The organism is Rahnella sp. PD4 (assembly GCF_049199325.1).
Taxonomy (GTDB): Bacteria; Pseudomonadota; Gammaproteobacteria; order Enterobacterales; family Enterobacteriaceae; genus Rahnella; species Rahnella perminowiae.
On sequence record NZ_JBLZQF010000001.1, the window covers coordinates 656,393 to 681,704 of the forward strand.

Here is a 25,312-nt window from a genome sequence, read left to right on the forward strand (position 1 = left end):
ATGAGTTTTATACTTGTTGTCAGGATAATTGCCCGTATTGGGAAAAGGAGAATGCATGTCTGAGTATCATTATTTACTGGTTGGCGGAAGCCGCAACGGACAACGGCATGTTGATAAACAACATCAGTTTTCGTTGTGCTTTTGGGAAGACGCAGCACAGAACGCAGAACGCGAGTTTTATGGTAAACGTAACGAACGCTACAAAGTTAATCCGGAAAAGGGTGCAGACGGAAACTGGTATCTCGTGGGCTATTGTGGCAACTGTTCGAAGATTAAAGCCGACGAATTAACCACCCAGGCGCTCACCAAGCACGTGAAACCCCTGATGTAATCTTGTTTTTGATAGCCATAAACCCCGCCTTTGACGCGGGGTTTTGTTTTCAGACTCCGGCTGCGTCTCAGGCCGCCACTCCCTGAATGTTTCGGGCAAAAAATGCCACATGCCCTCCTACCCTAAAATGTGCTTCATGATGCCCCAGGCGACCGAGAGGGGCAATACGCACTATCTCACCCTCAAATTCACCATCATGAATACTGGTGATCGCAACATCCAGCTGATAGCTGGCCGGATGTACGCCTACCGGAAACGTGAGCAATTTGATCCTGTCACCGACCTCAAACCGCGTAAGCAGTGGCAAAGGTGCCTGTTCGAACAGATCCTGATCCATATGTGACTCCTTGTTTTCCAGTGGGATTCATTAGAGGATAGAATATGTTGCCGCGTCCTGCAGGATAGCGGCGTGAAGCACTTCTCTCTTTCAACATTTATATCGCGCAAAAGCTGGCACAGATGAATGATGTAGCCCGCAAATGATAAGGATCCCCCGTGCAAAAATTGACGCCACAACAATGCATCATACTGACCGGATTTACCGGCATCCTGCATGGCGAATTTGAGTGGTTTCACCAGGATTTGGAGAAGCGGCTTGACCGGGAAGTTCAGACCTCAGAACTGGGATACCCGGAGTTTATGGCAGAGTGCCGCAGTTTGTACGAAGAAGATTTTAACCGCCTGATGCCGGAGTAAAAAAGAAAGGCCGGGCAAACAACGTTGCCCGGCCTCATGAGTGGATTGTCATTTAAGCTACTGATCACTAAGGTTTCACGATACCGCGAATAAAGTGTTCATTCACCCTGATCACATTACCCGTTTCCACGTTAATGACCTGGTATTGCACGGGTTTAACCTCATCCAGAACAGTGATAACTTCAAACAAACCTGGTGTAAAAGTAAGCGTGACATAAACGCCAACAGGATAGACAGCCATAATTTTATCCTTTCTATCAACCTCTTATAATATACGTCCTTTCCCCCGGCGAGATCATACGCACAGTATTAATCACAGCAGGTTATTTCATTTTATACATTAATCACTTTGGATGAATGTTGCATAAAAGAAATAGAGATCATGTATAAAATGAAGCAGAGACACTTAAAATCAGATAACTCTGACAGACGACTCAGCAATATAATTAAGTTTTACACTCTTCTTACATATCCAGGCTTTTCCCGCCACAGTTCTCCCTGCCAGAGCCTTGTTTTCGGGGTAATTTAAGTTAAGAATATGAATCCATTTTGTTATATCGAGAGCCCGCGTGTGAGTGCCCAGATTTTTGAAACCGATGCGGCACATCCGCATCTGACACGACTGATTGCTGAGCTTGATGCTTATCAATACCCGCTCTACCCGCCGGAATCATTTCAGGGAATTAACATCACTGAGCTTGATGACGGTGAAATCACGTGTTTTATGGCGAGAGTTGATGATGACTGGGCCGGTTGCGCCTGTCTGTTTATCACAAAACACGGTCTCGCAGAAATGAAGCGGGTGTATGTGAACCCGCTGTTTCGCGGTCAGGGTATTGCCTCATTACTGATTGCAGCAATCGAAAAGAAACTGAAAATGTTGGGGCACTATGAACTGTTCCTTGAAACGGGTGTGTTTCAGGAAAAAGCCATCACATTGTATGAAAAACTGGGGTATTGCCGGACAGAGGCGTTTGGTGACTATGCCCTGTGCCCGGATCCACTGAGTGTTTATATGATGAAACCGGTGAGATAACACGGGGGAAAACGGCAGCGATAATAATATATACCTCCATAACGCTGTCCGCTGACAGGGTTATGGAGGTGCAAAAAGCGTTTACATCAGAGCGTTGCTTTTTGTTGCTGCCTGATTGTTAGGCGGAATAACCCATTTTTTAAGTGTGATGATGAAAAAATTTTTACCCTTGGTGATTTTCGCACCACGGTCACCGCACTCCAGTGCAAGTTTGAAAAACTCATCACTGTTGATATTAAAAGCCAGCTCGACTTTTTTCACCATGCCGGAATTAAGCAGATCTTCAGCTTCGTGCAATGATTTGGCCTGAATAACTGACATAACAACCTCGTGATATCGGAACGGAAAAGATTGTGTTAGCCCCCGCAGCTTATTTCACTTTTGTTTCGATATTATGACAGTCTCGTGAATATTCAGATTATTGCCACTACAGCGCACAGAAATCACTCAATTCGTGTCGCCGGTCACATCTATGTCAGACGGAAGCGTAAATCCGGCACCGGCGTGTCCGGCAACTGCGACTGGTTGTTCATTTCAAGCAAGTTAATCTCAATGTTGGTACACATAGCATCCAGCGGCAGATGGTTATTGGCAAGACCAAAAGGCATTTCCAGTTCTTCCGCCAGTGTATCAAGTGACAGAAAACTATAGGAAATAAAGCCTGACACCAGCAATGTCATGTAGTGCAGATCCACCACCAGCGCAAACGGCAACAAACTACAGAACAGATATACCGTCCGGTGCAGCAACAGGCCATAAGCAAACGGGATCGGCATGCTGACAATACGTTCACATCCACCGACCACCTGGGAAAGCTGCAGGAGCGTGGAATCCATATGGGTGTAGACAATATCCGACAGATCACCGCTGCGGCGTTGCTCAGCCAGCCATTGTGACAAGCGCAGCTGAATCATATTCGTCGGCGCACGGCGCGATAGAATATCTTCCGCATCTTCCCCCATCAGTCGCCCGAGATCCGCATGAGGATCGCTGTGACGCAACTGATGTTTGAGGCTGTAACAGAAAGCCAATAATAACGTGGTCACGCGCTGCGCCTCTTGCGGACACACCGCCATGACCTGACTTTGCAACGTCCGGCAGGCAATCAGCAGGCCTCCCCATAATTGCCGAGCCTCAATGTAGCGTGAATACGCGACACTGTTACGAAAGCCGAGGAAAATCGCGATAGAGACGCCGAGCAGACTGAAAGGCGCGAGCGTCAGTTTCACACCCAGGGTCTCGTACCAGGGAAGGATCAGAATGGCGGCAAGAGACATCAGTAAGTTGAGGCTCAGACGGAACAGAATGCTGGGCAGAACAGAGCCATGCCAGGCGAATAAACGCCAGAACCAGTGGCGGGGAGGACGGATTATCATTTTGTGCAGATGCTTTATGCAGGTGAAGCGATTTTTTTGGCGATTCTGGCAAATAATTCTGCACATGCAAAGGACAATTTTGTGACATCCGCAACATTTTTTCTGTAATCGGCCTTATTCAATTACACCGACATGTTCATCACGTCCTGATACGCCGCCACCAGCTTATTTCTCACCTGGACACCCAGTTGTAAAGAAATCGAGGATTTCTGCAGGTCGACCATCACGTCGTTCAGGCTGACGCCGGGAACGCCCATCTCCAGCTTTTCAGATTCCAGTTTTGCATTGTTCTGGGTCTCGCTGATCTTACCTAATGCCGCTTTTAATTCGCTGGCAAAACCGGCTTCTGATGCGGTATCCGTCTTTGGTGCGGCACCGGCCTGGATTGCCGTGGCCTGCATCTGCTGTAAAACACTCTCAATGCCTTGAATTGACATGTTTTCTCCGTTTATCGGGCTGTCGATGAACAAATGGCTTCTTTCATGGAATGACACCCTATCACATCAGTTTTTTCCTAAACGCGGTAATTGAACCTAAAAACCACGGCTTATCGGGCCATTAACTTTGCACTAAGCGGCAAATAATGGCTCACCTAGAAAATAGGCCTGCCTGTACGGAGGGCTGAAAAATGTCACGCTTTAACGATTGCGCACTTGGGAGTCTGTTTTGTTAAGAGACAACATGAACATCACCATTCAACAGCTAAATAGGGATCTTGTATGAGTTCCGCAATAGCCGGCGCAGAAACCCCTCCAAGCGGTTTTACTGCGTTGCTTAATCGCCTGCGCGCCAACCCAAAAGTTCCTATCGCCATCGCAGCTGCCGCTGCCGTGGCTATTGTTGTTGTCATGATGCTGTGGGCCAAACAGCCTACTTATAAGGTGCTCTTCAGCAATCTCGGTGATCAGGATGGCGGTGCCATCGTCACTCAGCTGACCCAAATGAATATTCCTTATCAGTTTTCTGACAACGGCGGTGCGTTGCTGATCCCGGCTGACAAGGTCTATGAAACGCGTCTGAAACTGGCTGCGGCCGGTTTACCTAAAGGCGGCGCGGTCGGTTTTGAATTAATGGATCAGGAAAAATTCGGCATCAGCCAGTTCAGCGAGCAGATCAACTATCAGCGCGCACTGGAAGGTGAACTCTCACGCACAATCGAAACGCTGGGCCCGGTCAGCAGCGCCCGTGTCCATTTGGCTATTCCTAAGCCATCGTTGTTTGTCCGCGAACAAAAAAATCCTTCAGCTTCTGTGACCCTGAATTTACAACCGGGTCGTGCGCTGGATGATGGTCAGATCAACGCCATCGTTTATATGGTATCGAGCAGTGTCTCCGGCTTACCGCCTGCGAACGTTACCGTGGTGGATCAGAGCGGCCATCTGCTGACACAGTCTGATAACAACGGTCGTGACCTGAACGCTTCTCAGCTGAAATACGCCAATGAAGTGGAAGGCCGTCTGCAACGTCGTATTGAATCCATTCTGCAACCTGTGGTCGGCAACGGTAACGTGCATGCGCAAATCACCGCGCAGATTGATTACGCCAGCCGTGAGCAGACAGATGAAAATTATCAGCCAAATGGTTCTCCGGATAAGGCGGCGGTGCGTTCACGCCAGTTAAGCACCAGCGATCAGATTGGCGGTACTTCTGTGGGCGGCGTGCCAGGCGCATTGAGCAACCAGCCAGCTCCGTCAGCCACAGCGCCGGTGACTAACCCACCGGCGGTGAACAATGCCAATGGTACGCAGAATCAGACCGGCAGCACGGCGCAGAATACAGCGGCAAGTGCCAATGCCAACGTGCCGTCTAACCGTCGTCGTGATGAAACGACCAACTATGAAGTCGACCGCACCATCACACATACCCAGCACAGTGCCGGTGCCGTTCAGCGTCTGTCTGCGGCGGTAGTGGTTAACTATCAGGTCGGGCCGGATGGCAAAGCGAAGCCGCTGACCGACGACCAGTTGAAGAAAATTGATGATCTGGTCCGCGAAGCGATGGGCTTCTCCCAGGAACGTGGCGATACGCTGAACGTGGTGAATACGCCGTTCAATCAGACAACCGATGATTCCGGTGATCTGCCGTTCTGGAAACAACAGGCGTTCTTTGATCAGTTACTCAATGCAGGTCGCTGGTTACTGGTGCTGATTGTGGCCTGGCTGCTGTGGCGCAAGATGGTTCGTCCGATGTTGCGCAAACAGCAGGCAGACAAAGAAGCCGCCGCTGCCGCGGCACTCGCAGCCTCTATGCCGCAGCCTGAAGGCAGCAAACCGGTCAAACTCAGCAATGACGAGCTGGAGAAACGTAAACGTTCACAACAGCGTGTCAGTGTCGAAGTACAGACCCAACGTGTTCAGGAGCTGGCCGATAAAGATCCACGTATCGTCGCCCTGGTTATCCGCCAATGGATGAGTACCGAACAACCATGACTATGACCGGAACCGAAAAAAGCGCCATTTTGATGATCACGCTGGGTGAAGACCGCGCGGTGGAGGTGTTCAAACACCTCTCCCCTCGCGAAGTGCAGCAAATCAGCGGCGCGATGGCGAATATTCATCAGATTTCTAACAAACAGCTGGCAGAAGTGCTGAATGAGTTCGAAGACGAATCCGAGCAGTACGCCGCACTGAGTGTCAATACCAGCGAATACCTGCGTTCGGTGCTGACCAAAGCGCTGGGCGAAGAGCGCGCCTCGAGTCTGCTGGAAGACATTCTGGAGTCGCGCGAAACCACCAGCGGCATGGAAACACTGAACTTCATGGAACCGCTGATGGCGGCCGACCTTATCCGCGACGAACATCCGCAGATTATCGCCACCATCCTTGTGCACCTCAAACGTGGCCAGGCTGCCGATATTCTGGCGCTGTTCGACGAACGTCTGCGCAACGACGTGATGCTGCGTATCGCGACCTTCGGCGGCGTCCAGCCAGCGGCGCTGGCCGAACTGACGGAAGTACTGAACAACCTGCTTGATGGTCAGAACCTCAAACGTTCGAAGATGGGCGGTGTTCGTACTGCGGCAGAAATTATCAACCTGATGAAAACTCAGCAGGAAGAAGCGGTTATCGAAGCCGTTCGTGGTTACGACGGCGAGCTGGCGCAGAAAATTATCGACGAGATGTTCCTGTTCGAAAACCTCGTGGATGTGGACGACCGCAGTATTCAGCGCCTGTTGCAGGAAGTCGAAGGCGAATCGTTACTGGTGGCACTGAAAGGGGCGGAACAGCCATTGCGCGACAAATTCCTGCGCAACATGTCGCAACGTGCAGCAGATATCCTGCGCGACGACCTGGCAAACCGTGGACCGATGCGTATGTCTCTGGTCGAGAACGAACAAAAAGCGATTCTGCAGACGGTTCGCCGCCTGGCAGAGTCCGGCGAAATGATGGTTGGCGGCGGCGAGGATTCTTATGTCTGATTCTCCTCATACTGATTCTCCGGAATCTGAAAAGCCGGCAACGGAAACGAAAACTGCAGAAGAACGTCATGCAGAGCGTATCAACGCCCTGCCCTGGCAACGGTGGAAGCCGGGCGATCTCAGAATGCCGGTCTTTACCACGCCCGATGAGCCTTTACTGGCCGATGGCGAAGAAGAACAAGACGACGGACAACCCAAAGTTCAGGTAGACCAGAACGAATTGCTGAATCTTCAGCGTCGCGCTGAACAGCAGGGTTTCCAGCAGGGCCTCGATGCCGGACAGAAACAAGGTTACGCCGCGGGTTTCCAGCAAGGTCAGGAAGCCGGACTGCAACAGGCGTTACAGGAAGGTCAGCAACAGCAGGCGGTGCTGACTGAGCACTGGCAGCACATGGTTTCTGACTTCCAGCAAACGCTGGATGCACTCGACAGTGTTATTGCTTCCCGTCTGATGCAGATGGCGCTGACTGCCGCCAAACAGATTATTGGTCAGGCACCCATATGTGACGGTTCTGCCCTGCTTAATCAGATTCAGCAATTGATCCAGCAGGAACCGATGTTCAAGGGCAAACCGCAACTGCGCGTTAACCCGGCAGACTTCGAACGTGTGGAATTACAACTTGGTGCCAGCCTGAGTATGAACGGCTGGCGACTGCTGGCCGACAGCCAGATCCACAGCGGGGGGTGTAAAGTCAGTGCCGAAGATGGCGACATGGACGCTTCGCTGGCCACCCGCTGGCATGAGCTGTGCCGTCTCGCTGCGCCGGGAGATCTCTGATGACCGCGCGCCTGAGCCGTTTGCTGAAAACGCTGGATGACGCGGAAAAACGTATGGCCCGCACGCCGTCAGTCCGTCGCTATGGTCGCCTGACCCGGGCAACAGGTCTGGTGCTGGAAGCCACCGGATTGCAATTGCCTCTGGGTGCAACCTGTCTGATTGAACGCCATGACGGGCCGGTCGTGCAGGAAGTGGAAAGTGAAGTGGTCGGTTTCAACGGTCAGAGCCTGTTCCTGATGCCACTGGAAGAAGTGGAAGGCATTTTACCGGGTGCGCGTGTGTATGCCCGTATTGCCGCCGATGGTCAGACCGCTGGCAAACAACTGCCGCTCGGCCCGCAGTTGCTCGGCCGCGTGCTGGATGGCAGCGCCAAACCGCTCGATAGTTTACCGCCGCCGGACACCGGCTATCGCGCCGCTCTTATCACGCCACCGTTCAACCCGCTGCAACGTACGCCGATAACGGATGTACTGGATGTCGGCGTTCGTGCCATTAACGCCCTGCTGACCGTCGGTCGCGGCCAGCGTATGGGGCTTTTCGCCGGTTCCGGTGTGGGTAAATCGGTCCTGCTCGGCATGATGGCGCGTTACACCAAAGCAGACGTCATTGTGGTCGGGCTGATTGGTGAGCGTGGCCGTGAAGTTAAAGATTTTATCGAGAATATTTTGGGCGATGAAGGACGCGCCCGTTCCGTGGTTATCGCGGCACCGGCTGACGTGTCTCCCCTTTTGCGTATGCAGGGTGCCGCTTACGCCACGCGTATCGCTGAAGATTTCCGTGACCGCGGCCAGCACGTATTGCTGATCATGGATTCCCTGACCCGCTATGCCATGGCGCAGCGTGAAATCGCCCTTGCGATAGGTGAGCCCCCGGCTACCAAAGGCTATCCGCCTTCCGTATTTGCAAAACTGCCTGCGCTGGTTGAACGCGCGGGTAACGGTATCAGCGGCGGCGGCTCGATTACCGCGTTCTATACCGTGCTGACCGAGGGGGATGACCAGCAGGATCCGATTGCCGATTCCGCCCGCGCCATTCTTGACGGCCATGTGGTGTTGTCGCGCCGTTTAGCGGAATCCGGCCATTATCCGGCCATTGATATTGAAGCGTCGATCAGCCGTGCGATGACCTCACTTATCGATGACGCGCAGTACGGGCGCGTACGTAATTTCAAACAATTGTTATCCAGTTATCAGCGTAACCGTGACCTGGTCAGCGTCGGCGCCTATGCCGCAGGCAGCGATCCGATGCTCGATCGCGCTATCAAGCTGTATCCGCAGATGGAGAACTTTCTGCAGCAGGACATCATGGAACGCAGCACATATGAAGACGCCTGTCTGGAACTGAACATGTTGCTCCCGGGCTAAACCTAGATAAGCAGAGGCATAAATGGAAAGCTCATCGCCGTTAATCACACTTTGCTCGCTGGCGCAAAAAGCGCTGGATCAGGCGACCAGTCATTTGGGCCAAATCCGGCAGTCGCATCATCAGGCAAAAGAACAGCTCACCATGCTGCTCAATTATCAGCGTGAATACCGGGAAAAACTCAACTCCACCATGACCGGCGGGATTGCCGCGAATACCTGGCAAAACTATCAGCAGTTTATCGGGACGCTGGAAGTCGCAATTGAGCAGCACCGTAAACAGTTACAACAATGGGATCAGCGGCTGAATGCGGCGGTTAACCAGTGGCAGGATAAGCAGCAACGGCTCAATGCATACCAGACGTTGCAAACCCGCGCCAGTGAGCAACAACGTTCTCTGGAAAACAAGATTGATCAAAAGCAGAACGATGAGTTCGCCCAGCGCAGCGCACACAGGAAGAAACAATCATGAATCTGAACATTTTGCCTGCAGCCGTTACCACGGCCAAGACTACCGCGAGCGCGGCGACAGGCAGTTCATCTGCCAGCACATCAGCGGCGACGGACATCAGTACAATTCCCGATACCGGCGCAACCAGCCCGGCTGATTTTGCCAGCCAGCTTGAAGCTCAGCTCGGCGAAAAAGTGGATCCTAAAATCACCAGCACGTTAGCCAAACTCGGCCAGCAAATTTCCGCCAAAGGGGCGATCGTCGATAAAACGACACTGACGCAGGCGGTGGCGTCGGGTGAAGAAGATGGCAGCCTGATGCTGGATGAAAGTGATCTGAGCAAAATGATTGCCGCCATTCAGATACTGCCGGCTGGCACTCTGAAAGGTGCGGGCACCGCGTCGGTCAAAGATGCTGCCCTGAGCGATAAAGATAAAGACAGCGCTGACACCAGCACTGATCTTTCGGTTCAGTCCCTGCTCGCTCAGCTGGCGGTTCAGCAACAACCTGCCCCGCAGGTCCAGACCGCAACCGCCGTAGCCACGCAAATTACCCGCAATGAGACGCCTGCAACTGATAAGCAAAATTCGCTGCTGGGTGGTCTGACCGCATCTTCCTTACTGACCGGTGAGGGCAAAACGGCCGCCGTAACGGATACCGATCCGAAAGCCGCAGCCTCCGGCACTACCACAGCGGGTTCCGCGCAGCATGCAGCCAGCAGTAAAGCAACCACCGGCAACACCCCTGATTTTAGCAGCGCCCTGGCGTCAATGAGTGCAGCAGCCGGCAATGCCGCGGCTTTACAGCAAAATGACAGCCGCCCTTCTGATAACAGCACACAGGCACTGAATCAGCTGAGCACTGCGGCTGTTGCCGTTTCTTCCGCCCCGGTGTCCACCACGCCGACCACCACCAGCGCCGTGACCGCGCCGTCCACGCCACTGCTTAACGCACAGCTCGGTACGCCGGAATGGCAGCAACAACTGGGTCAGCAAGTGATGATGTTCAACCGTCAGGGGCAACAGACCGCAGAACTTCGTCTGCATCCAGCGGATCTTGGCTCTATCCAGATCAGCATGAAGATTGAAAATAATCAGGCGCAGCTGCATTTTGTGTCGGGTCACAGCGGCGTGCGCTCGGCAATTGAATCCGCCATGCCGGAACTTAAAACGGCGCTGGCAGATAATGGTATCAGCCTGGGTCAGAGCAGCGTGGGCAGCGACAGTTCGCAGTGGCAACAGGCCCAGCAGCAAAGTCAGTCCGGTTCGCAGCAAGGTAACGCGGCCAGCTGGGCGGCGTTCAACTCCGGCAGCAACACTTCTGCCAGCGATGCTTTGCCGGTTCCGGCATCGATAGCGTCACGGGTCAGCGGCAATAACAGCGTGGACATTTTTGCGTAGGAATTTGCGTAAAAGTCCACAGAATTGTTTCAGATAATTACCGACGGTCAGTTCTCCCTTAATTCAAACGGCAGAGCTGACCTTATTTATCCCGCCTATTCTGACTATTGAACAACAGGATAAGCGGGATAATCATTCTTAGAATTGACTCAGCAGTAGGGTGCTCCTCACGCCAGACTGCTCATACTTACAGGAAATCGCCTCATCCATGTCTGACTCTGCTCTCTCGGCATCGCGTAAGAAAAAGCGGCCGTTAATGATGATTCTGCTGTTACTGATTGCCATCGGAGCCTGTGGTGCGGCCGGTTACGCCTGGTGGATGTTGCACAAGCAACAATCCGGAAATGGAACACAGACGGCTGAAGTGAAAAAGCAAGAACCCCCTGCGGCACCGATCTTCCTGGCACTGGATACCTTCACCGTTAACCTGCAAACAGCGGATAACGATCCTGACCGTGTGCTGTATATCGGCCTGACCCTGCGTCTGCCGGACGAAAGAAATCGGGCTACGCTTAATGAATACCTGCCTGAAGTTCGCAGCCGGTTGCTGCTGCTGCTCTCCCGTCAGAAGACGACGGATTTAGTCAGCGAAGCCGGTAAACAACAGCTGGTTCAGGACATCAAACAGGTTCTGGACGCACCACTGGTCAAAGGTCAGCCTCCACAGGCGATCAGCGACGTGCTTTTCACTGCTTTCATACTGCGATAAACAAATTATGGGCGACAGCATACTTTCACAGGCCGAGATCGACGCGCTGCTCAATGGTGACAGTGACAGTGCAGGCGACACCACGACCGCCACACAGACTGCCGCGTCTGATGACGGTGTAAAACCTTTTGACCCTACGACGCAGCGTCGCGTTGTTCGTGAGCGGTTGCAGGCTCTGGAAATCATTAACGAGCGCTTTGCCCGTCATTTCCGTATGGGTTTGTTCAACCTCTTACGCCGCAGCCCGGACATCACCGTAGGGGCGATCAAAATCCAGCCCTACCACGAGTTTGCCCGTAATTTACCGGTGCCGACCAACCTGAACCTTATCCATCTGAAACCTCTGCGCGGTACGGCGCTGTTTGTGTTCGCCCCGAGCCTGGTCTTTATTGCAGTGGATAACCTGTTCGGTGGTGATGGCCGTTTCCCGACCAAAGTGGAAGGACGCGAGTTCACTCACACGGAACAGCGGGTGATTAAACGCATGCTCACCCTGGCACTGGATGCCTACGAAGATGCCTGGAGCGGCGTTTACAAGCTGAGCGTGGAATATGTGCGTGCCGAATTGCAGATCAAATTCACTAACATTACTTCGTCTCCCAATGACATCGTGGTGACCACGCCGTTCCATGTGGAAATCGGCGCGCTGAGCGGTGATTTCAATATCTGTATTCCGTTCAGCATGATTGAACCTTTACGTGAGCTTCTGACCAATCCGCCGGTCGAAAACTCACGCAATGAAGAAAGTCAGTGGCGTGAAAACCTGGTGAACCAGGTTCAGCAGTCTGAGCTGGAGCTGGTGGCGAATTTTGTTGAAATCCCGCTGCGCCTGTCTCAGATCCTGAAACTGCAACCGGGTGATGTCCTGCCGATTGAGAAGCCGGACCGCCTGATCGCCCACGTTGACGGCGTTCCTGTACTGACCAGCCAATATGGCACTTTAAACGAACAATACGCCCTGCGCGTTGAACATTTGATCAACCCAATTTTAAATTCTCTAGATGAGGAACAGCCCCATGAGTGACACCAATAAACCGTCTGACGCCGGATCGGATAACGTTGACGATTTATGGGCTGATGCGTTTAACGAACAACAGTCTGCGGGCGGCGCGAAAGCGTCAACTGACGGTGTTTTCGCCGCGCTGGGTGCCCAGGACGGAACCGGCAGTTTGCAAGATATCGACATGATCCTCGATATTCCGGTGAAACTGACCGTGGAATTAGGTCGCACCAAAATGACCATCAAAGAACTGCTGCGTCTTTCGCAGGGATCCGTCGTGTCGCTCGACGGTCTGGCCGGTGAGCCTCTGGATATCCTCATCAACGGTTATCTGATTGCTCAGGGTGAAGTGGTGGTGGTCGCCGATAAATATGGCGTACGTATCACCGACATCATCACGCCGTCAGAACGCATGCGCCGTCTGAGCCGCTGATGAGTCAGAATGCCGCGACGGATTCTCCGTACATTTCCGGCCCGGTAAACCACGCCACCACGCAGAGCTCCCCTCAGGCCCTGCCTGCCGGTTCCGTGCTGACGCAAGTCAGCACCGTGCTCGGCGGCATCCTGCTGCTGATCCTGTTTATTGGCTGGGTGGTTAAGCGCGCTGGTTTTGCGCCGCAGTCTAAAAATAACAAACTGCTGAAAGTGACCGCCAGTGTACAGGTCGGTCGCAGTGAAAAAGTGGTGATCGTGGAAGTCGATAATACCTGGCTGGTGCTGGGTGTGACGGCGCAAAACATCACCCCGCTGCACACACTGAGCGCGCCTCCGGCGGGACAGACGCCGGACTCAGGCACCCCCCATAACCCGCCAGCTGATTTCCGTCAGCTGATGCAGAAAATATTGAAACGTCCGGGAAAGCAGGCATGACCTTCTTGAAATCCGCCCTTACCGCTGCCCGTCAGCGCCCTGTTCGCCTGCTCACTCACCTGTGTCTGCCACTGTTACTGCTCGCCAGCCCGACGGCTTTTGCGCAATTACCGGGGATCATCAGCCAGCAGATGTCTAACGGGGCACAAAACTGGTCGCTGCCGATCCAGACGCTGGTGTTCATCACCACACTGACCCTGTTACCTGCGATGTTGCTGATGTGTACCAGTTTTACCCGCATCATTATCGTGCTGGGTTTACTGCGAAATGCGCTGGGTACGCCTTCCGCGCCGCCAAACCAGGTGCTGCTCGGCCTTGGCCTGTTTCTGACCTTCTTCGTGATGGCGCCGGTCTTCGACAAAATTTACAGCGATGCCTATCAGCCGTTCACCGAAAACAAAATCACCATGCAGGAAGCAATGGACAAAGGCGCTCAGCCACTGCGTCAGTTTATGCTGCGTCAGACCCGCGAAAGTGACCTTGCGCTGTATGCCCGGCTGGCTAACATCCCGCCACTGGCAGGGCCTGAAGCCGTGCCGATGCGTATTTTACTGCCAGCTTATGTGACCAGCGAACTGAAAACTGCTTTCCAGATTGGCTTCACCGTATTCATTCCCTTCATGATTATCGACCTGGTGGTCGCCAGCGTTCTGATGGCGCTGGGGATGATGATGGTGCCACCGGCCACCATCTCGCTGCCCTTCAAGCTGATGCTGTTCGTGCTGGTCGATGGCTGGCAATTATTACTCGGCTCTCTGGCGCAGAGTTTTTACAGTTAATTCAAAACGCCAAACTTAATGGGCGTTTTTTGCTCCTCCCCCTGCGAAGGGGGGAGGCCGGTAGGGGGTTTTACAGGCAACTTCAAATTGTGAGCTGCTATTCATACCCCACCCCTCCCCTTCGCAGGGGAGGGAGTCGCCCGTCTTCTTTTGTGAGAATTGAGTCATGACTCCTGAATCGGTAATGGCATTGGGCAATGAAGCAATGAAGGTTGCATTAGCCGTTGCTGCGCCTTTGTTACTGGCCGCGCTGGTGACCGGACTGATTGTCAGCCTGTTGCAGGCGGCGACACAGATCAACGAACAAACGCTGTCTTTCATTCCTAAAATTCTGGCCGTTGTGGCGACTATCGTGATCGCCGGGCCGTGGATGCTGAACCTGCTGCTGGATTACATCCGTACGTTGTTTACCAACCTGCCTTACATCATCGGTTAATCTATGGTTTCCTTCGACAGCACCCAGTTAGCCGGATGGCTGAGCATGTATTTCTGGCCATTGCTGCGAATTCTGGCGCTGATCAGCACCGCGCCGATCACCAGTGAAAAAGCCGTACCGAAGCGGGTGAAACTCGGTCTGGGGATGATGATCACCTTCCTGATTGCGCCTTCCCTGCCGCCGGTGGACACGCCGATTTTCTCCACGCCTGCACTGTGGCTGGCGATGCAGCAGATTATGATTGGCACAGCGTTAGGGATAACCATGCAGCTTGCGTTTGCCGCTATCCGCATGGCCGGTGAAATTATGGGTTTGCAGATGGGGATTTCGTTTGCGACGTTTTATGACCCGAGCAACCGTCTTAATACCCCGTTGCTGGCGCAGTTTTTAAACCTGCTGGCGGTGTTGCTTTTCCTGAGTTTCAACGCGCACCTGTGGCTGATTTCTTTGCTGGCCGACAGTTTCCATACCCTGCCCGTCAGCCCTAACCCGGTCAATGCAGAAGGGTTTATGGCGGTCGCCAAAGCGGGCAGCATGGTGTTCAGCGGCGGGATGATGCTGGCCTTACCGATTGTGACGTTGTTGCTGACGCTTAATATGGCGCTCGGTTTGTTAAACCGTGTAACGCCGCAGCTTTCCGTGTTCGTCATCGGTTTCCCGCTGACACTCAGCATCGGCATTCTGGCCATCAGCCTGATGATGCCGATGCTTGCCCCGTTCAGCGAGCATCTGTTCAGTGAAATTCTGGATAAGATTGTACTGATCATGAATCAGCTGGCGACTGACTGAGGGCTTAACGCCGCACCAGCAGCGCCATCACTTCATAATGCGCGGTATGCGGGAACATGTCGAAAAGCTGAACGCGCACGATGCGATAATCCGGCAATAAGGTCAGATCCTGCGCCAGCGTTTTCGCGTTACAGCTTGAATAAAGCAGGGTTTCCGGCGCCATGTGGCTCAGATATTCGCACAACGCTTTGCCGATGCCACGACGTGGCGGGTTCACCAGCACCAGATCCGGCACCTCGCCTTTGCCGGTCGCGAAACCGGTGGAATCGAGCGCCTGAAACTCGACGTTTTTCAGCCCCAGACGCGTCGCTGATTCTTTCGCGCAGGCAATCGCTTCCGCGCTGATTTCGATGCCGGTCAGTTTCATCTGCGGTGTTGCGCAGTGCAAACCAAAACCGCCCACACCACAGAACAAATCCCACATACTCCGGATATCCCCACGCGCCCTCACCCATTCCCGCGCCGTGGCATAAAGCTTTTCTGCCACCACAGGGTTGGTCTGGAAAAAGCTCTGCGGGCGGATAAACAACGGCACATGGTTAAAATTTTCTTCCAGCCGCTGCACATCAGTCAGCGCAATTTCGGTATCCCCTTCGAGGATCGCCATATGCACCGGCTGAATATTGGCGGAAATCACTTTCAGCTGCGGCAACTGCTGTTGCAGCCACGGCAGCGCTGCGCGCAGTTGCGCCAGTTTGCTGTCTGAGCGCAACACAAAGCGCAGCATTATGCCGCCGTCTTTCCGGCTCTCAGTCAGTAACAGAAATTTCAGTTCGCCGCGTTTGCGTGCGACGTTGTAAGGCGTCAGCCCGGCGCGGGCAATAAAGGTTTTGAGCAGGGGAAAGACAGCGGAAAAACTGGCCGGATACAGCGGGCAATCACACAAATCGACCGGTGTACCGTCGCGGTGCAACATGCCGAGCAAAGGACGTTCCACGCTGCCGCTGACCACCATTTTGGCTTTATTACGAAATGCACTTTCCGCACCCGTCACCGGTTCACACCATTCATCCACCGGCAGCGCTGACAACAAATCGCTGAGATCCTGCTGTTTGTCGGCTAACTGTTGTAAATAAGGTTTGTCGAGCCACTGGCAGGAACGGCAGGTTCCGGCGGTATAAAGTGCGCAATGCATGAAAATTTCCGGTCGTCAGATGCTGTAAAAACTGGCGCGCAGTTTATCACTGCGCAGCCGGAAAGACTCACTACCCGAGGCTATTTTTGGCGTGAAAAGTATCTGCGGCTGCTGGCAGGCAGATATAACACCAGCAACACCACGATATCGGGGACTTTTTGCATCAGCAGCGCATAGAGAAATTCGCCCTGTGTTCCGACGTTAAAACGAAAGATACGCGGCCTGAACCCGTCAAATGACGCGAGCAGCATGTAACCTACCACGATAACCTGACAGCCGATAAAGGCCCAACGTCCCCAGCGGCGGCCGCGCATCATGGCATAGGCGGCACGACATTCGATCAATACAATCAGCAGACTGGCCAGCATAATGAAACAGTTCAGCCAGGACTCTGCACTGACTTCGATAAAGCTCATCAGCCCTGAAAAGCCCATGGCATCGAACAGTAAAATAAATTCGAGTAAGCGCGTCGCGACAATTGCCGACGCGCCTATCATCACGGGAACAGGGATAAATGCGAATTTCACTTCCTCATGATTTCCTTATTGTTTTGAATCCTCATCCTATCCCCTAAATCATTCGTGCTGCATCAAGGTGGCAACAAAATGACAAATCGGCCAGGAAATGAGATGACGGGGATTAATTCTGCGCTGCGCGCTGTATTTCCCGCCGTCTTTGTTTTTCGGCCCGCGACATAAACCACCAGGCGATCATACCGATGATGCCGACCACCAGCAGGATAAGCGTCGCCAGTGCGTTGATTTCAGGGTTGACGCCCATACGTACGCTGGCAAATACCAGCATCGGTAACGTGGTCGCCCCCGGCCCGGCGACAAAACTGGCGATAACCAGATCGTCGAGAGACAGGGTAAATGCCAGCAACCAACCCGAAATCAGTGCCGGGAGGATCATAGGCAACGTAATAATAAAGAACACTTTCAGCGGTGCGGCGCCTAAATCCATCGCCGCCTCTTCGATGGAGTGGTCCAGTTCACGTAAACGCGCCGAGACCACGACCGCAACATAGGCACTACAAAACGTGACGTGTGCCAGCCAGATAGTGAACATGCCGCGCTCGGCCGGCCAGCCAAACGTGTGCCCCATCGCCACAAACAGCAACAGCAGCGCCAGACCGGTGATGACATCAGGCATGACCAGCGGCGCTGTCAGCATAAAAGCAAAACCGGTTGAACCGCGAAATCGCCTGAAACGTACCATGACCACAGCGGCCAGTGTACCGACCACCACGGCCATGGTGGCGGCAGCGGTCGCAATCGACAGGCTCATGCCGACGGCACTGATCATCGCCGAATCATGGAAAAGCTGAGTATACCAGCGGGTAGACCAGCCAGCCCAGACCGTGACCAGCTTCGAGCTATTGAATGAGTAAATAACCAGCATCAGCATCGGGGCGTACAAAAACGTAAAGCCGAGCACCAGAATAAGAATTCGCCACGGCGAACGAACAACCGGTAACTGATTCATTCTTTCTCTCCCAGCTCTTTGTTTTGGTATTTCTGGAACCACAGGATAGGCATGATCAGCAGCAACAGCATAACCACCGCCACTGCGGAGGCCACCGGCCAGTCACGGTTATTGAAAAATTCCTGCCACAGAACACGGCCGATCATATTACTGTCCGGCCCGCCCAGCAGTTCCGGAATTACGTATTCCCCCACTGCCGGGATGAAGACCAGCATCGAACCGGCAATAATTCCGCCTTTGGTCAGCGGCATAATCACTTTGAAGAACGTCTTCATCGGACGCGCGCCGAGATCCTGCGCCGCCTCTACCAGCGAGTAATCCATACGGGTCAGCGCGGTGTAAATCGGCAACACCATAAAGGGCAGATATGAATACACAATGCCGATATACACGGCCAGATTGGTATGCAAAATCACCAGCGGCTGGTCAATAACATGCAACCAGAGCAGCACGTTATTCAGCACACCGTTATCTTTGAGAATGCCAATCCAGGCATACACACGGATCAGGAACGACGTCCATGACGGCAGGATCACCAGCAATAACAGGATATTGCGCGTCGAGGTGCGGCTGTGCGCCACTGCCCACGCCAGCGGATAACCAATCAGCAGACACAACAGTGTAGAAACTGCCGCCACTTGCAATGATTGCAAATACGCATCGATGTACAGCGGATCCTGCGTCAGACCGATGTAATTGGCGATATTAAGAGCAATATCCAGCATGCCGTCTGACCAGGTCACCAGATCGGTATACGGTGGAATGGCACGCGCCATTTCAGCAAAACTGATTTTGAAGACAATCAGGAACGGCAATAAAAACAGCAGCAGGAACCACATCAGCGGCAGCAGGATCACCAGCTTGCGGCCATGACGCTGTTGCAGACGGCCGGTGAAAGCTTTAAATCCGCCCGGCGGTTTGCTGGCCGGAATTTCGGAGATTACAGACATTTTCATCCCCCTCAGACAGTCAGCACGACACAACTGTCGGCTTCCCAGCACAGGCGCACTTCGTCGCCCCAGGTTGGCATACCTTTGCGGAAACGGTGACCGTTCTGCAACTGCGCAGTGATCATCTGCCCGCTATGCAACCTGACGTGATAAATCGACAGGTCGCCCAGATAGGCAATGTTCACCACTTCGCCAACCGCAAAATTACAACCATCCTGCGGGACTTCTTCACACAGCATGATTTTTTCCGGGCGGAGCGCGACATACACCGGCACGCCGTCCACGACGGAAACATCCGGATCGACTTTCAGCGGATGCAACAGGCCGGGAGATGTCAGCAACAGTGCATCGTCCAGACGCTCTTTCAGCACGCCTTCAAACACATTCACTGAGCCGATAAATTCGGCGCTGAACCTGCTGGTCGGGTGCTCATAAATTTCTTCCGGCTCGCCGATTTGCACAAATTTGCCACGGTTCATGATGGCGATCCGCCCCGCCATGGTCATCGCTTCTTCCTGATCGTGAGTCACCATCACGCAGGTCGCACCGACACGCTCAAGAATATCCACGACTTCCAGCTGCATACGGTCACGTAACTTTTTATCCAGGGCACCCATCGGCTCATCCAGCAGCAATAATTTTGGCCGTTTAGCCAGACTGCGAGCCAGCGCCACGCGCTGACGCTGGCCGCCGGAAAGCTGGTGCGGTTTACGTTTGGCGTATTCCTGCATATGCACCAGGGTCAGCATTTCCGCCACACGGCTTTTGATTTCCGCAGACGGCAGTTTGTCCTGCTTCAGGCCGAACGCAATGTTTTGTTCCACGGTCATGTGCGGGAACAGCGCGTAGGACTGAAACATCATATTGATCGGGCGCTGATAGGGCGGAACCTGGGAAAGATCGATGCCATCAAGCACGATTTGTCCCTGCGTGGGCGTCTCGAAACCCGCCAACATGCGTAACAATGTCGATTTCCCACAACCGGACGCGCCGAGCAGTGCGAAAATCTCGCCTTTGTATATGGTCAGACTGACATCATCGACGGCGGCCTGGCCTTCAAACGATTTGGTCAGATTGCGGATTTCCAGCAAAGGCGTAAAGCCTTTCTGGGACTTAGGCTGCGGGCGGGGGATAGCGTCGTTCACTCAGAGAAATCTCCGGTATCAGAATAAAGCAGTTCAAATAAGCATAACAGTCAGGGGGAAAAGTGCCTGATCTGTATGCCCAAAATACAGCCGGAAACAAACGTCAGCGGCCCCGCCATCAATAAGCGGAGCCGCGTTAGCGATACTCAAAATCATTCTGGTTGCATCAAGGCGGCAAGTGAGCAAGTCCCCGGGAGCTGACTCAAGTCAGTGACCGGGGCGCGTTCACGCAGCCAACACAGAGGCAGCCTGAAGGATGAAGAGTATTATTTGCCGGTTTTGACCTTGGTCCACGAACGGGTGATCACACGGTCAATCTTCGGATCCTGAACTTTCAGGGTGAAGAGTTTCGCCTGAACATCAGCCGGTGGGTAAATGCCCGGGTTATTACGCACATCTGCGTTCACCAGTGGCGTCGCGGCTTTGTTTCCGCTGGCGTAGTAAACGGTGTTACTGATTTGCGCGATAACTTTCGGTTCCATCAGGTAATTCAGGAACTGATAGGCTTCATCCAGATTTTTAGCATCCGCCGGGATAGCAAATACATCGAAGAAGGCCAGCGCCCCTTCTTTCGGAATGCTGTACGCCACGTTTACGCCATTTTTCGCTTCTTTGGCGCGGTTAGACGCCTGCATCACATCACCGGCCCAGCCGATTGCCACACAAATGTCGCCGTTGGCCAGGTCGTTAATGTACTGAGAAGAATGGAAATAACGGATGTTCGGACGCAGTTTCAGCAGCAGATCGTTCGCCGCACCGGTGTAATCGGATGCTTTGGTGCTGTTCGGATCCAGATGCAGATAATTCAGGACGGTTGCGTAGATTTCCGCCGGCGCATCGAGGAAAGAAACGCCGCAGCTTTTTAGTTTTTCAAGGTTTTCAGGTTTGAGCACCAAATCCCAGCTGTCTACCGGGGCATCTTTACCCAGAACGGCTTTGACTTTATCGACGTTATAGCCGATACCGGTCGTCGCCCACAGATAAGGGATCGCGTATTTATTACCCGGATCATGCTGCGCCACCATCTTCAGCAGTTCAGGATCCATATTCTTGTAATTAGGCAGTTTGCTTTTATCCAGAGGCTGGAACACGCCGGCAGCCAGCTGACGTTCGAGGAAACTGGCCGATGGCACCACCAGATCGAAACCGGTACTGCCTGCCATGAGTTTGCCTTCCAGCACTTCGTTGGAATCAAACACGTCGTAAACCACTTTAATGCCGGTTTCCTTCTGGAAATCAGGCACGGTATTTGGCGCGATATAATCGGACCAGTTATAGATATGCAGCGTTTTTTCATCCGCAGACGCTGTGACGGACGCAGCCATAACCAGGCCGGCGACAACACCCGATAACCACTTTTTACGCAGGGTGAACATCCGTTACTACCTCCAAGACAGGGAATATAAAATTGAATTTGTATCATTGAGACTGATACAAAACCCTTCACACAACTGCCAGCCGACCCCCATGAAATATGCATAGGAATTCAACGTTGGCGCATACGCTGCCTGCGAATTAACCGTTTGGTTTTACGACGTAATCACGCTTGATGCAGAGTCAGAAGCATAGCGCCTGCAACCCCTGTGTACCAGCCTCCTGAGACAAAACCGGCGTTTATCGATTAATTATGCAGATTTAGTCTATACCGTCTGGCATTTTGCCTTTTAACAAAGTGAAATATCCGGCAACAACCACACAAATGCAGCATAACTTATGGCGAAAGCGGATAAAGGCAGCGGAGCCGCAATAAGCACGGCTCGCAGGAAAGGATCTTCAGAGGGGAAACAATGTCAGGAAAGAGAAAATTAATGCAACAAAGGCAGACTCACGGAAGTGACCGGCGTGCCTTCTTCTTCATCACCAAGGAACAGCAGATCATTGGCATGCGCTTCGAGAATAATCATCGACATCTGCTCTTCAGCCTGTTGCAGGAAGAAAGCAAACTGTTCTTCCGTCACACCCACCGCAATGGTCAGTGACTGGCAAACAATCAGTTTTGGCAGATTATCATCCTGAATATCCACGAATGCTTTAATGGTCAGTGAACTGGCATTAATCGAGCTCAGATCGGCAACCAACGGGATCAGCGCCGTCGGTTTGACTTCAGCCAGTGCAGAAAACAAAATCACATTATCTACGATATCGAGTTTGGCATCAAAAATGCCGTCAAAATTCTGCATATGCGGCAAATGGAGAGCCTGACAGGAATCACACTCGAAAAAAGAGATGCCCAACTGATCCAGCCAGCGCCGTAGCTGCGCTAAATCAGGGACGATGAGCGAATCCATAAAATGCCTCACGAGTTCAACACAACGAAAAAAACAACCCCTTCGTAACGTCAACGGCATTACGAAGGGGTCATAGCTTACGGAATATTGCCAGTTAGCGCTACGATCATTACCGGGTTGATGCTCATTAACGCGATGAAATAAGAATTACCCGCCGGATTTCAGACGAAATCCCGGTCGCGCCCTTTGCTCAATGTAGTCAATCATCATACCGGCGATATCCAGACCGGTGGTGGCTTCAATCCCTTCCAGCCCCGGCGAGGCATTCACTTCCATCACCAGCGGCCCGCGGTTTGAGCGTAAAATATCAACACCGGCCACGTCCAGCCCCAGAGTCTGCGCGGCTTTAACAGCAATATCTTTCTCCTGCGGCGTAATTTTGACATTGGTGGCCGTTCCGCCGCGATGCAGGTTCGAGCGAAAATCACCCGGCTTAGCCTGACGCTCAATCGCCCCTACTACTTTTTTGCCCACCACCAGACAACGAATATCGCGCCCTTCTGCTTCACGAATATATTCCTGAACCAGAATATGCGCGTTCAGACCGCGAAATGCATCGATGACACTTTCCGCCGCCTGCCGGGTTTCTGCCAGCACGACACCAATCCCCTGCGTACCTTCAACCAGCTTCACCACCAGCGGCGCACCACCGACCAGCGCAATCAAATCGGCAGTGTCATCCGGTGCATTGGCAAAACCGGTCGTTGGCAGATCAATCCCTTCGCGCGCCAGAATCTGCATGGAACGCAATTTATCGCGCGCCCGGGTGATCGCCACTGATTCATTAAGCGGAAAACTGCCCAGCATTTCAAACTGGCGCAGCACTGCCGTGCCATAAAAGGTGATCGCCGATCCAATTCTGGGGATAACAGCATGGTATTTATCCAGCTGATGCCCGCGATAATGCACGCTGGGCGCAGCGGGATTGATATTCATGTAGCAGGACAGCGGATCGATAATGTCGATTTCATGTCCGCGTGCTTGCGCCGCTTCCTTCAGGCGCTTACACGAATACAACGACCCGTCACGGGAAAGAATTGCAATTTTCATCCGACACTCCGTCGCCGTTTAGCGTGTTGCCCAACCTTGCCTGTGCAGTGCGTCCAGCATAAACGGACGCTGTTCCTTTTTGAGGGTACGAATAATCAAATCACTCCAGGTATCGCGTCGCGCATTGCTGTCGCGCTGCAGATAATACGCCGATAAAGCCTCGTCATATTGCGCCAGTTGCTCTTTATCTACCGGGTGATAGCTGTTTTCATGCACCAGCAAAGACTGCGGCATACGCGGCTTAACCTGATGATCCTGCGCGGGTGTTCCGATACAAAGACCAAACAAAGGCATTACAAATTTTGGCAGTTTCAGCAAATTCACGACATCTTCCACCTGGTTACGGATACCGCCGATAAACACGCCGCCAAGCCCCAGGGATTCAGCAGCGATCATGGCATTCTGCGCCATCAGCGCGGTATCTACACAGCCTAATAGTAACTGTTCAGCCAGGCCGAGTTCAGCCTCGGGATTGATCTGCAAATTACGATTGAAATCGGCGCAGAAAACCCAAAATTCAGCCGCGCTGGCGACGTATTTCTGCCCGCCGGTGTACTGCACCAGAACCTCACGCATCGCAGGATCGGTAACGCGGATAATGGAATAACATTGCAGAAAGCTTGAAGTCGAAGCAGCCTGCGCGGCGGCAATAATGGCTTCGCGTTGCTCGTCCGAGACCGGCTGATGAGTAAACGCACGGATGGAGCGGTGCGAGCGCAGAAGATCGATGGTCGGCGTCATTAAAAAATTCCTGAACGGGCGGTAAATGAAAAAGGTTTTATCAATCATTCATGCTGTGAGCACGGTTTGCAAGGCTTGCAGTATGAATTGATGCAACAATGTGTGGTGACCAGAAATCACTGCCGGTTCATTCAGATAGGTCAAAGGTATCGGACTGACAGGTAATTCCTGCTTTTTTTTATGATCTGCAACAGGCATAGTATCGACATCAAAAAGGTGATGTGGATAACAAAAAACAAACATTTCCTTTTCATTTATCTCGTTGGCATTAACAAAGGAGTCTCCATGTTTGCAGTAATTTTCGGACGTCCTGGCTGTCCTTATTGTGTACGCGCAAAGGAGTTGGCTGAAAAACTGACTGAAGAGCGTGATGATTTCAACTTCCGCTACATCGATATCCACGCGGAAGGCATCACTAAAGCCGACCTTGAAAAAACCGTGGGTAAACCGGTTGAAACCGTTCCGCAGATTTTCCTCGATCAGAAACACATCGGCGGCTGCACTGATTTCGAAGCCTATGCCAAAGAGCATCTGGCACTGTTCAGTAACTGAACTGAAAAATAAAGACATACACACAGCAAAAAGGCGCTCACTGAGCGCCTTTTTTATGGTTTCAGGTTTCAGTCATGCCTGAACTGCCGGTAAACAACCACCAGCAACTGAACCAGCATGGCGCCCAAAACGCACCAGAATATTGCGCTGGTGGCATACGCCAGTTCCTGAAACAGCGGACGAACGCGTGGATAAAAAGCCATACGCAATAAGAAACACACAGGGATAGAAGCCAGACCACCAATAAAAGACGAAAATATCGCCGAATCACGGGAAATCAGAGCGGTAATCACCCCCGGCAGCAGAAATAATAACAGACCATATTCTGGACCGGGCGCGACACTTATAACAATTACCCAACCATTTTTTAATAAAATAAATATAATTAAGAAAATTATGCAACAAATTACAGCCGCAAATACGTTTCGCCAAAGGGCCATTTTCTTCCTCCTTAAAGTTGGCGAGATTTCACAGGTTAACTGCAGCACCAATGTGTTCTTTATTACCTGTCAGAGCCTTCTGGCTCATTTCCCTGA

General features: G+C 52.7%; 32 protein-coding genes. 17 read left to right on the plus strand and 15 right to left on the minus strand.

What is annotated here, in order from left to right:
• The first annotated feature begins 55 nt into the window (after positions 1-55).
• The gene (locus ACOZIO_RS02835; protein ID WP_013575787.1) at positions 56-331 is read left to right on the plus strand and encodes a hypothetical protein; all 276 of its coding nucleotides are present in this window, start codon (positions 56-58) and stop codon (positions 329-331) included.
• Positions 332-398: 67 nt separating this feature from the next.
• Here the strand turns inward: ACOZIO_RS02835 and ACOZIO_RS02840 are convergent, their stop codons facing one another.
• A complete protein-coding gene (locus ACOZIO_RS02840) occupies positions 399-668 on the minus strand; it encodes a hypothetical protein (RefSeq protein WP_129951492.1) in 270 nt (89 codons plus the stop codon).
• A gap of 158 nt (positions 669-826) precedes the next feature.
• On the opposite strand from ACOZIO_RS02840, the gene ACOZIO_RS02845 reads away from it, so the two are divergent.
• Positions 827-1,027: a hypothetical protein gene (locus ACOZIO_RS02845; RefSeq protein ID WP_129951493.1), complete on the plus strand. Its 201-nt coding sequence runs from the start codon at positions 827-829 to the stop codon at positions 1,025-1,027.
• A 67-nt stretch (positions 1,028-1,094) separates the two neighbouring features.
• Here ACOZIO_RS02845 and ACOZIO_RS02850 read toward each other — a convergent pair whose 3' ends face one another.
• A complete protein-coding gene (locus tag ACOZIO_RS02850; protein ID WP_165383685.1) occupies positions 1,095-1,268 on the minus strand; it encodes a hypothetical protein in 174 nt (57 codons plus the stop codon).
• Between the two features lie 330 nt (positions 1,269-1,598).
• Between ACOZIO_RS02850 and ACOZIO_RS02855 the strand changes: the two genes are divergently transcribed.
• On the plus strand, positions 1,599-2,063 hold the full coding sequence (locus tag ACOZIO_RS02855) for a GNAT family N-acetyltransferase (protein WP_129951494.1): 465 nt from the start codon (positions 1,599-1,601) through the stop codon (positions 2,061-2,063).
• An 81-nt stretch (positions 2,064-2,144) separates the two neighbouring features.
• On the opposite strand, the gene ACOZIO_RS02860 is transcribed toward ACOZIO_RS02855, so the two are convergent.
• The 3 genes from ACOZIO_RS02860 to fliE all read right to left on the minus strand — a co-directional run bounded on the left by ACOZIO_RS02860 (position 2,145) and on the right by fliE (position 3,876).
• Positions 2,145-2,384: a hypothetical protein gene (locus ACOZIO_RS02860; protein ID WP_129951495.1), complete on the minus strand. Its 240-nt coding sequence runs from the start codon at positions 2,382-2,384 to the stop codon at positions 2,145-2,147.
• 149 nt (positions 2,385-2,533) lie between these two features.
• Positions 2,534-3,439, minus strand: a complete 906-nt coding sequence (locus tag ACOZIO_RS02865) for a bestrophin family protein (protein WP_129951496.1) — start codon at positions 3,437-3,439, stop codon at positions 2,534-2,536.
• A 122-nt stretch (positions 3,440-3,561) separates the two neighbouring features.
• A complete protein-coding gene (gene fliE, locus ACOZIO_RS02870; RefSeq protein ID WP_013575795.1) occupies positions 3,562-3,876 on the minus strand; it encodes a flagellar hook-basal body complex protein FliE in 315 nt (104 codons plus the stop codon).
• 282 nt (positions 3,877-4,158) lie between these two features.
• Here fliE and fliF point away from each other — a divergent pair, with 282 nt between their 5' ends.
• The 13 genes from fliF to fliR all read left to right on the plus strand — a co-directional run bounded on the left by fliF (position 4,159) and on the right by fliR (position 15,430).
• A complete protein-coding gene (gene fliF, locus ACOZIO_RS02875) occupies positions 4,159-5,868 on the plus strand; it encodes a flagellar basal-body MS-ring/collar protein FliF (protein WP_129990368.1) in 1,710 nt (569 codons plus the stop codon).
• The gene (gene fliG / locus ACOZIO_RS02880) at positions 5,865-6,857 is read left to right on the plus strand and encodes a flagellar motor switch protein FliG (RefSeq protein WP_101076815.1); all 993 of its coding nucleotides are present in this window, start codon (positions 5,865-5,867) and stop codon (positions 6,855-6,857) included. Before fliF ends, fliG begins: the two co-directional genes overlap by 4 nt.
• On the plus strand, positions 6,850-7,635 hold the full coding sequence (gene fliH, locus ACOZIO_RS02885) for a flagellar assembly protein FliH (RefSeq protein ID WP_129951498.1): 786 nt from the start codon (positions 6,850-6,852) through the stop codon (positions 7,633-7,635). Before fliG ends, fliH begins: the two co-directional genes overlap by 8 nt.
• Positions 7,635-8,999, plus strand: coding sequence for a flagellar protein export ATPase FliI (gene fliI / locus ACOZIO_RS02890; protein WP_047610946.1), 1,365 nt, complete (start codon positions 7,635-7,637; stop codon positions 8,997-8,999). Before fliH ends, fliI begins: the two co-directional genes overlap by 1 nt.
• A gap of 22 nt (positions 9,000-9,021) precedes the next feature.
• Positions 9,022-9,468, plus strand: coding sequence for a flagellar export protein FliJ (fliJ, locus tag ACOZIO_RS02895; protein ID WP_129951499.1), 447 nt, complete (start codon positions 9,022-9,024; stop codon positions 9,466-9,468).
• A complete protein-coding gene (locus ACOZIO_RS02900) occupies positions 9,465-10,847 on the plus strand; it encodes a flagellar hook-length control protein FliK (protein ID WP_129951500.1) in 1,383 nt (460 codons plus the stop codon). Before fliJ ends, ACOZIO_RS02900 begins: the two co-directional genes overlap by 4 nt.
• Positions 10,848-11,055: 208 nt before the next feature.
• Entirely contained in the window at positions 11,056-11,556 is a 501-nt protein-coding gene (gene fliL / locus ACOZIO_RS02905; RefSeq protein ID WP_129951501.1) for a flagellar basal body-associated protein FliL, read from the plus strand.
• A gap of 7 nt (positions 11,557-11,563) precedes the next feature.
• The gene (fliM, locus tag ACOZIO_RS02910) at positions 11,564-12,580 is read left to right on the plus strand and encodes a flagellar motor switch protein FliM (protein WP_129951502.1); all 1,017 of its coding nucleotides are present in this window, start codon (positions 11,564-11,566) and stop codon (positions 12,578-12,580) included.
• Positions 12,573-12,989: a flagellar motor switch protein FliN gene (fliN, locus tag ACOZIO_RS02915; protein ID WP_013575804.1), complete on the plus strand. Its 417-nt coding sequence runs from the start codon at positions 12,573-12,575 to the stop codon at positions 12,987-12,989. The genes fliM and fliN overlap by 8 nt, the downstream gene beginning before the upstream one ends.
• Positions 12,989-13,426 (plus strand): flagellar biosynthetic protein FliO, encoded by a 438-nt coding sequence (fliO, locus tag ACOZIO_RS02920; protein ID WP_129951503.1) that lies wholly within the window; start codon positions 12,989-12,991, stop codon positions 13,424-13,426. Before fliN ends, fliO begins: the two co-directional genes overlap by 1 nt.
• Positions 13,423-14,205, plus strand: coding sequence for a flagellar type III secretion system pore protein FliP (fliP, locus tag ACOZIO_RS02925; RefSeq protein WP_129951504.1), 783 nt, complete (start codon positions 13,423-13,425; stop codon positions 14,203-14,205). The genes fliO and fliP overlap by 4 nt, the downstream gene beginning before the upstream one ends.
• Before the next feature lie 166 nt (positions 14,206-14,371).
• A complete protein-coding gene (gene fliQ, locus ACOZIO_RS02930; RefSeq protein ID WP_015697566.1) occupies positions 14,372-14,641 on the plus strand; it encodes a flagellar biosynthesis protein FliQ in 270 nt (89 codons plus the stop codon).
• Positions 14,642-14,644: 3 nt separating this feature from the next.
• Entirely contained in the window at positions 14,645-15,430 is a 786-nt protein-coding gene (gene fliR, locus ACOZIO_RS02935; RefSeq protein ID WP_129951505.1) for a flagellar biosynthetic protein FliR, read from the plus strand.
• A 4-nt stretch (positions 15,431-15,434) separates the two neighbouring features.
• Here the strand turns inward: fliR and rlmC are convergent, their stop codons facing one another.
• The 9 genes from rlmC to nfsA form a co-directional block, all read right to left on the minus strand.
• Positions 15,435-16,565, minus strand: coding sequence for a 23S rRNA (uracil(747)-C(5))-methyltransferase RlmC (gene rlmC, locus ACOZIO_RS02940; RefSeq protein WP_421594919.1), 1,131 nt, complete (start codon positions 16,563-16,565; stop codon positions 15,435-15,437).
• Positions 16,566-16,645: 80 nt separating this feature from the next.
• On the minus strand, positions 16,646-17,092 hold the full coding sequence (locus ACOZIO_RS02945; RefSeq protein ID WP_129951507.1) for a YbjO family protein: 447 nt from the start codon (positions 17,090-17,092) through the stop codon (positions 16,646-16,648).
• Between the two features lie 112 nt (positions 17,093-17,204).
• Positions 17,205-18,050, minus strand: coding sequence for a putrescine ABC transporter permease PotI (gene potI / locus ACOZIO_RS02950; protein WP_129951508.1), 846 nt, complete (start codon positions 18,048-18,050; stop codon positions 17,205-17,207).
• A complete protein-coding gene (gene potH, locus ACOZIO_RS02955; RefSeq protein ID WP_129951509.1) occupies positions 18,047-19,000 on the minus strand; it encodes a putrescine ABC transporter permease PotH in 954 nt (317 codons plus the stop codon). The genes potI and potH overlap by 4 nt, the downstream gene beginning before the upstream one ends.
• Positions 19,001-19,011: 11 nt before the next feature.
• Positions 19,012-20,145: a putrescine ABC transporter ATP-binding subunit PotG gene (gene potG, locus ACOZIO_RS02960; protein WP_129951510.1), complete on the minus strand. Its 1,134-nt coding sequence runs from the start codon at positions 20,143-20,145 to the stop codon at positions 19,012-19,014.
• A gap of 266 nt (positions 20,146-20,411) precedes the next feature.
• Positions 20,412-21,521: a spermidine/putrescine ABC transporter substrate-binding protein PotF gene (gene potF / locus ACOZIO_RS02965; protein ID WP_129951511.1), complete on the minus strand. Its 1,110-nt coding sequence runs from the start codon at positions 21,519-21,521 to the stop codon at positions 20,412-20,414.
• A gap of 429 nt (positions 21,522-21,950) precedes the next feature.
• Positions 21,951-22,433: a YbjN domain-containing protein gene (locus tag ACOZIO_RS02970; protein ID WP_129951512.1), complete on the minus strand. Its 483-nt coding sequence runs from the start codon at positions 22,431-22,433 to the stop codon at positions 21,951-21,953.
• A gap of 147 nt (positions 22,434-22,580) precedes the next feature.
• The gene (gene rimK, locus ACOZIO_RS02975; RefSeq protein ID WP_129951513.1) at positions 22,581-23,483 is read right to left on the minus strand and encodes a 30S ribosomal protein S6--L-glutamate ligase; all 903 of its coding nucleotides are present in this window, start codon (positions 23,481-23,483) and stop codon (positions 22,581-22,583) included.
• A gap of 18 nt (positions 23,484-23,501) precedes the next feature.
• Positions 23,502-24,224: an oxygen-insensitive NADPH nitroreductase gene (gene nfsA / locus ACOZIO_RS02980; RefSeq protein ID WP_129951514.1), complete on the minus strand. Its 723-nt coding sequence runs from the start codon at positions 24,222-24,224 to the stop codon at positions 23,502-23,504.
• Positions 24,225-24,509: 285 nt separating this feature from the next.
• Here nfsA and ACOZIO_RS02985 point away from each other — a divergent pair, with 285 nt between their 5' ends.
• Positions 24,510-24,776, plus strand: coding sequence for a GrxA family glutaredoxin (locus tag ACOZIO_RS02985; protein WP_013575818.1), 267 nt, complete (start codon positions 24,510-24,512; stop codon positions 24,774-24,776).
• A 68-nt stretch (positions 24,777-24,844) separates the two neighbouring features.
• Here the strand turns inward: ACOZIO_RS02985 and ybjM are convergent, their stop codons facing one another.
• A complete protein-coding gene (gene ybjM / locus ACOZIO_RS02990; protein WP_235172919.1) occupies positions 24,845-25,264 on the minus strand; it encodes an inner membrane protein YbjM in 420 nt (139 codons plus the stop codon).
• Positions 25,265-25,312 lie beyond the last annotated feature (48 nt).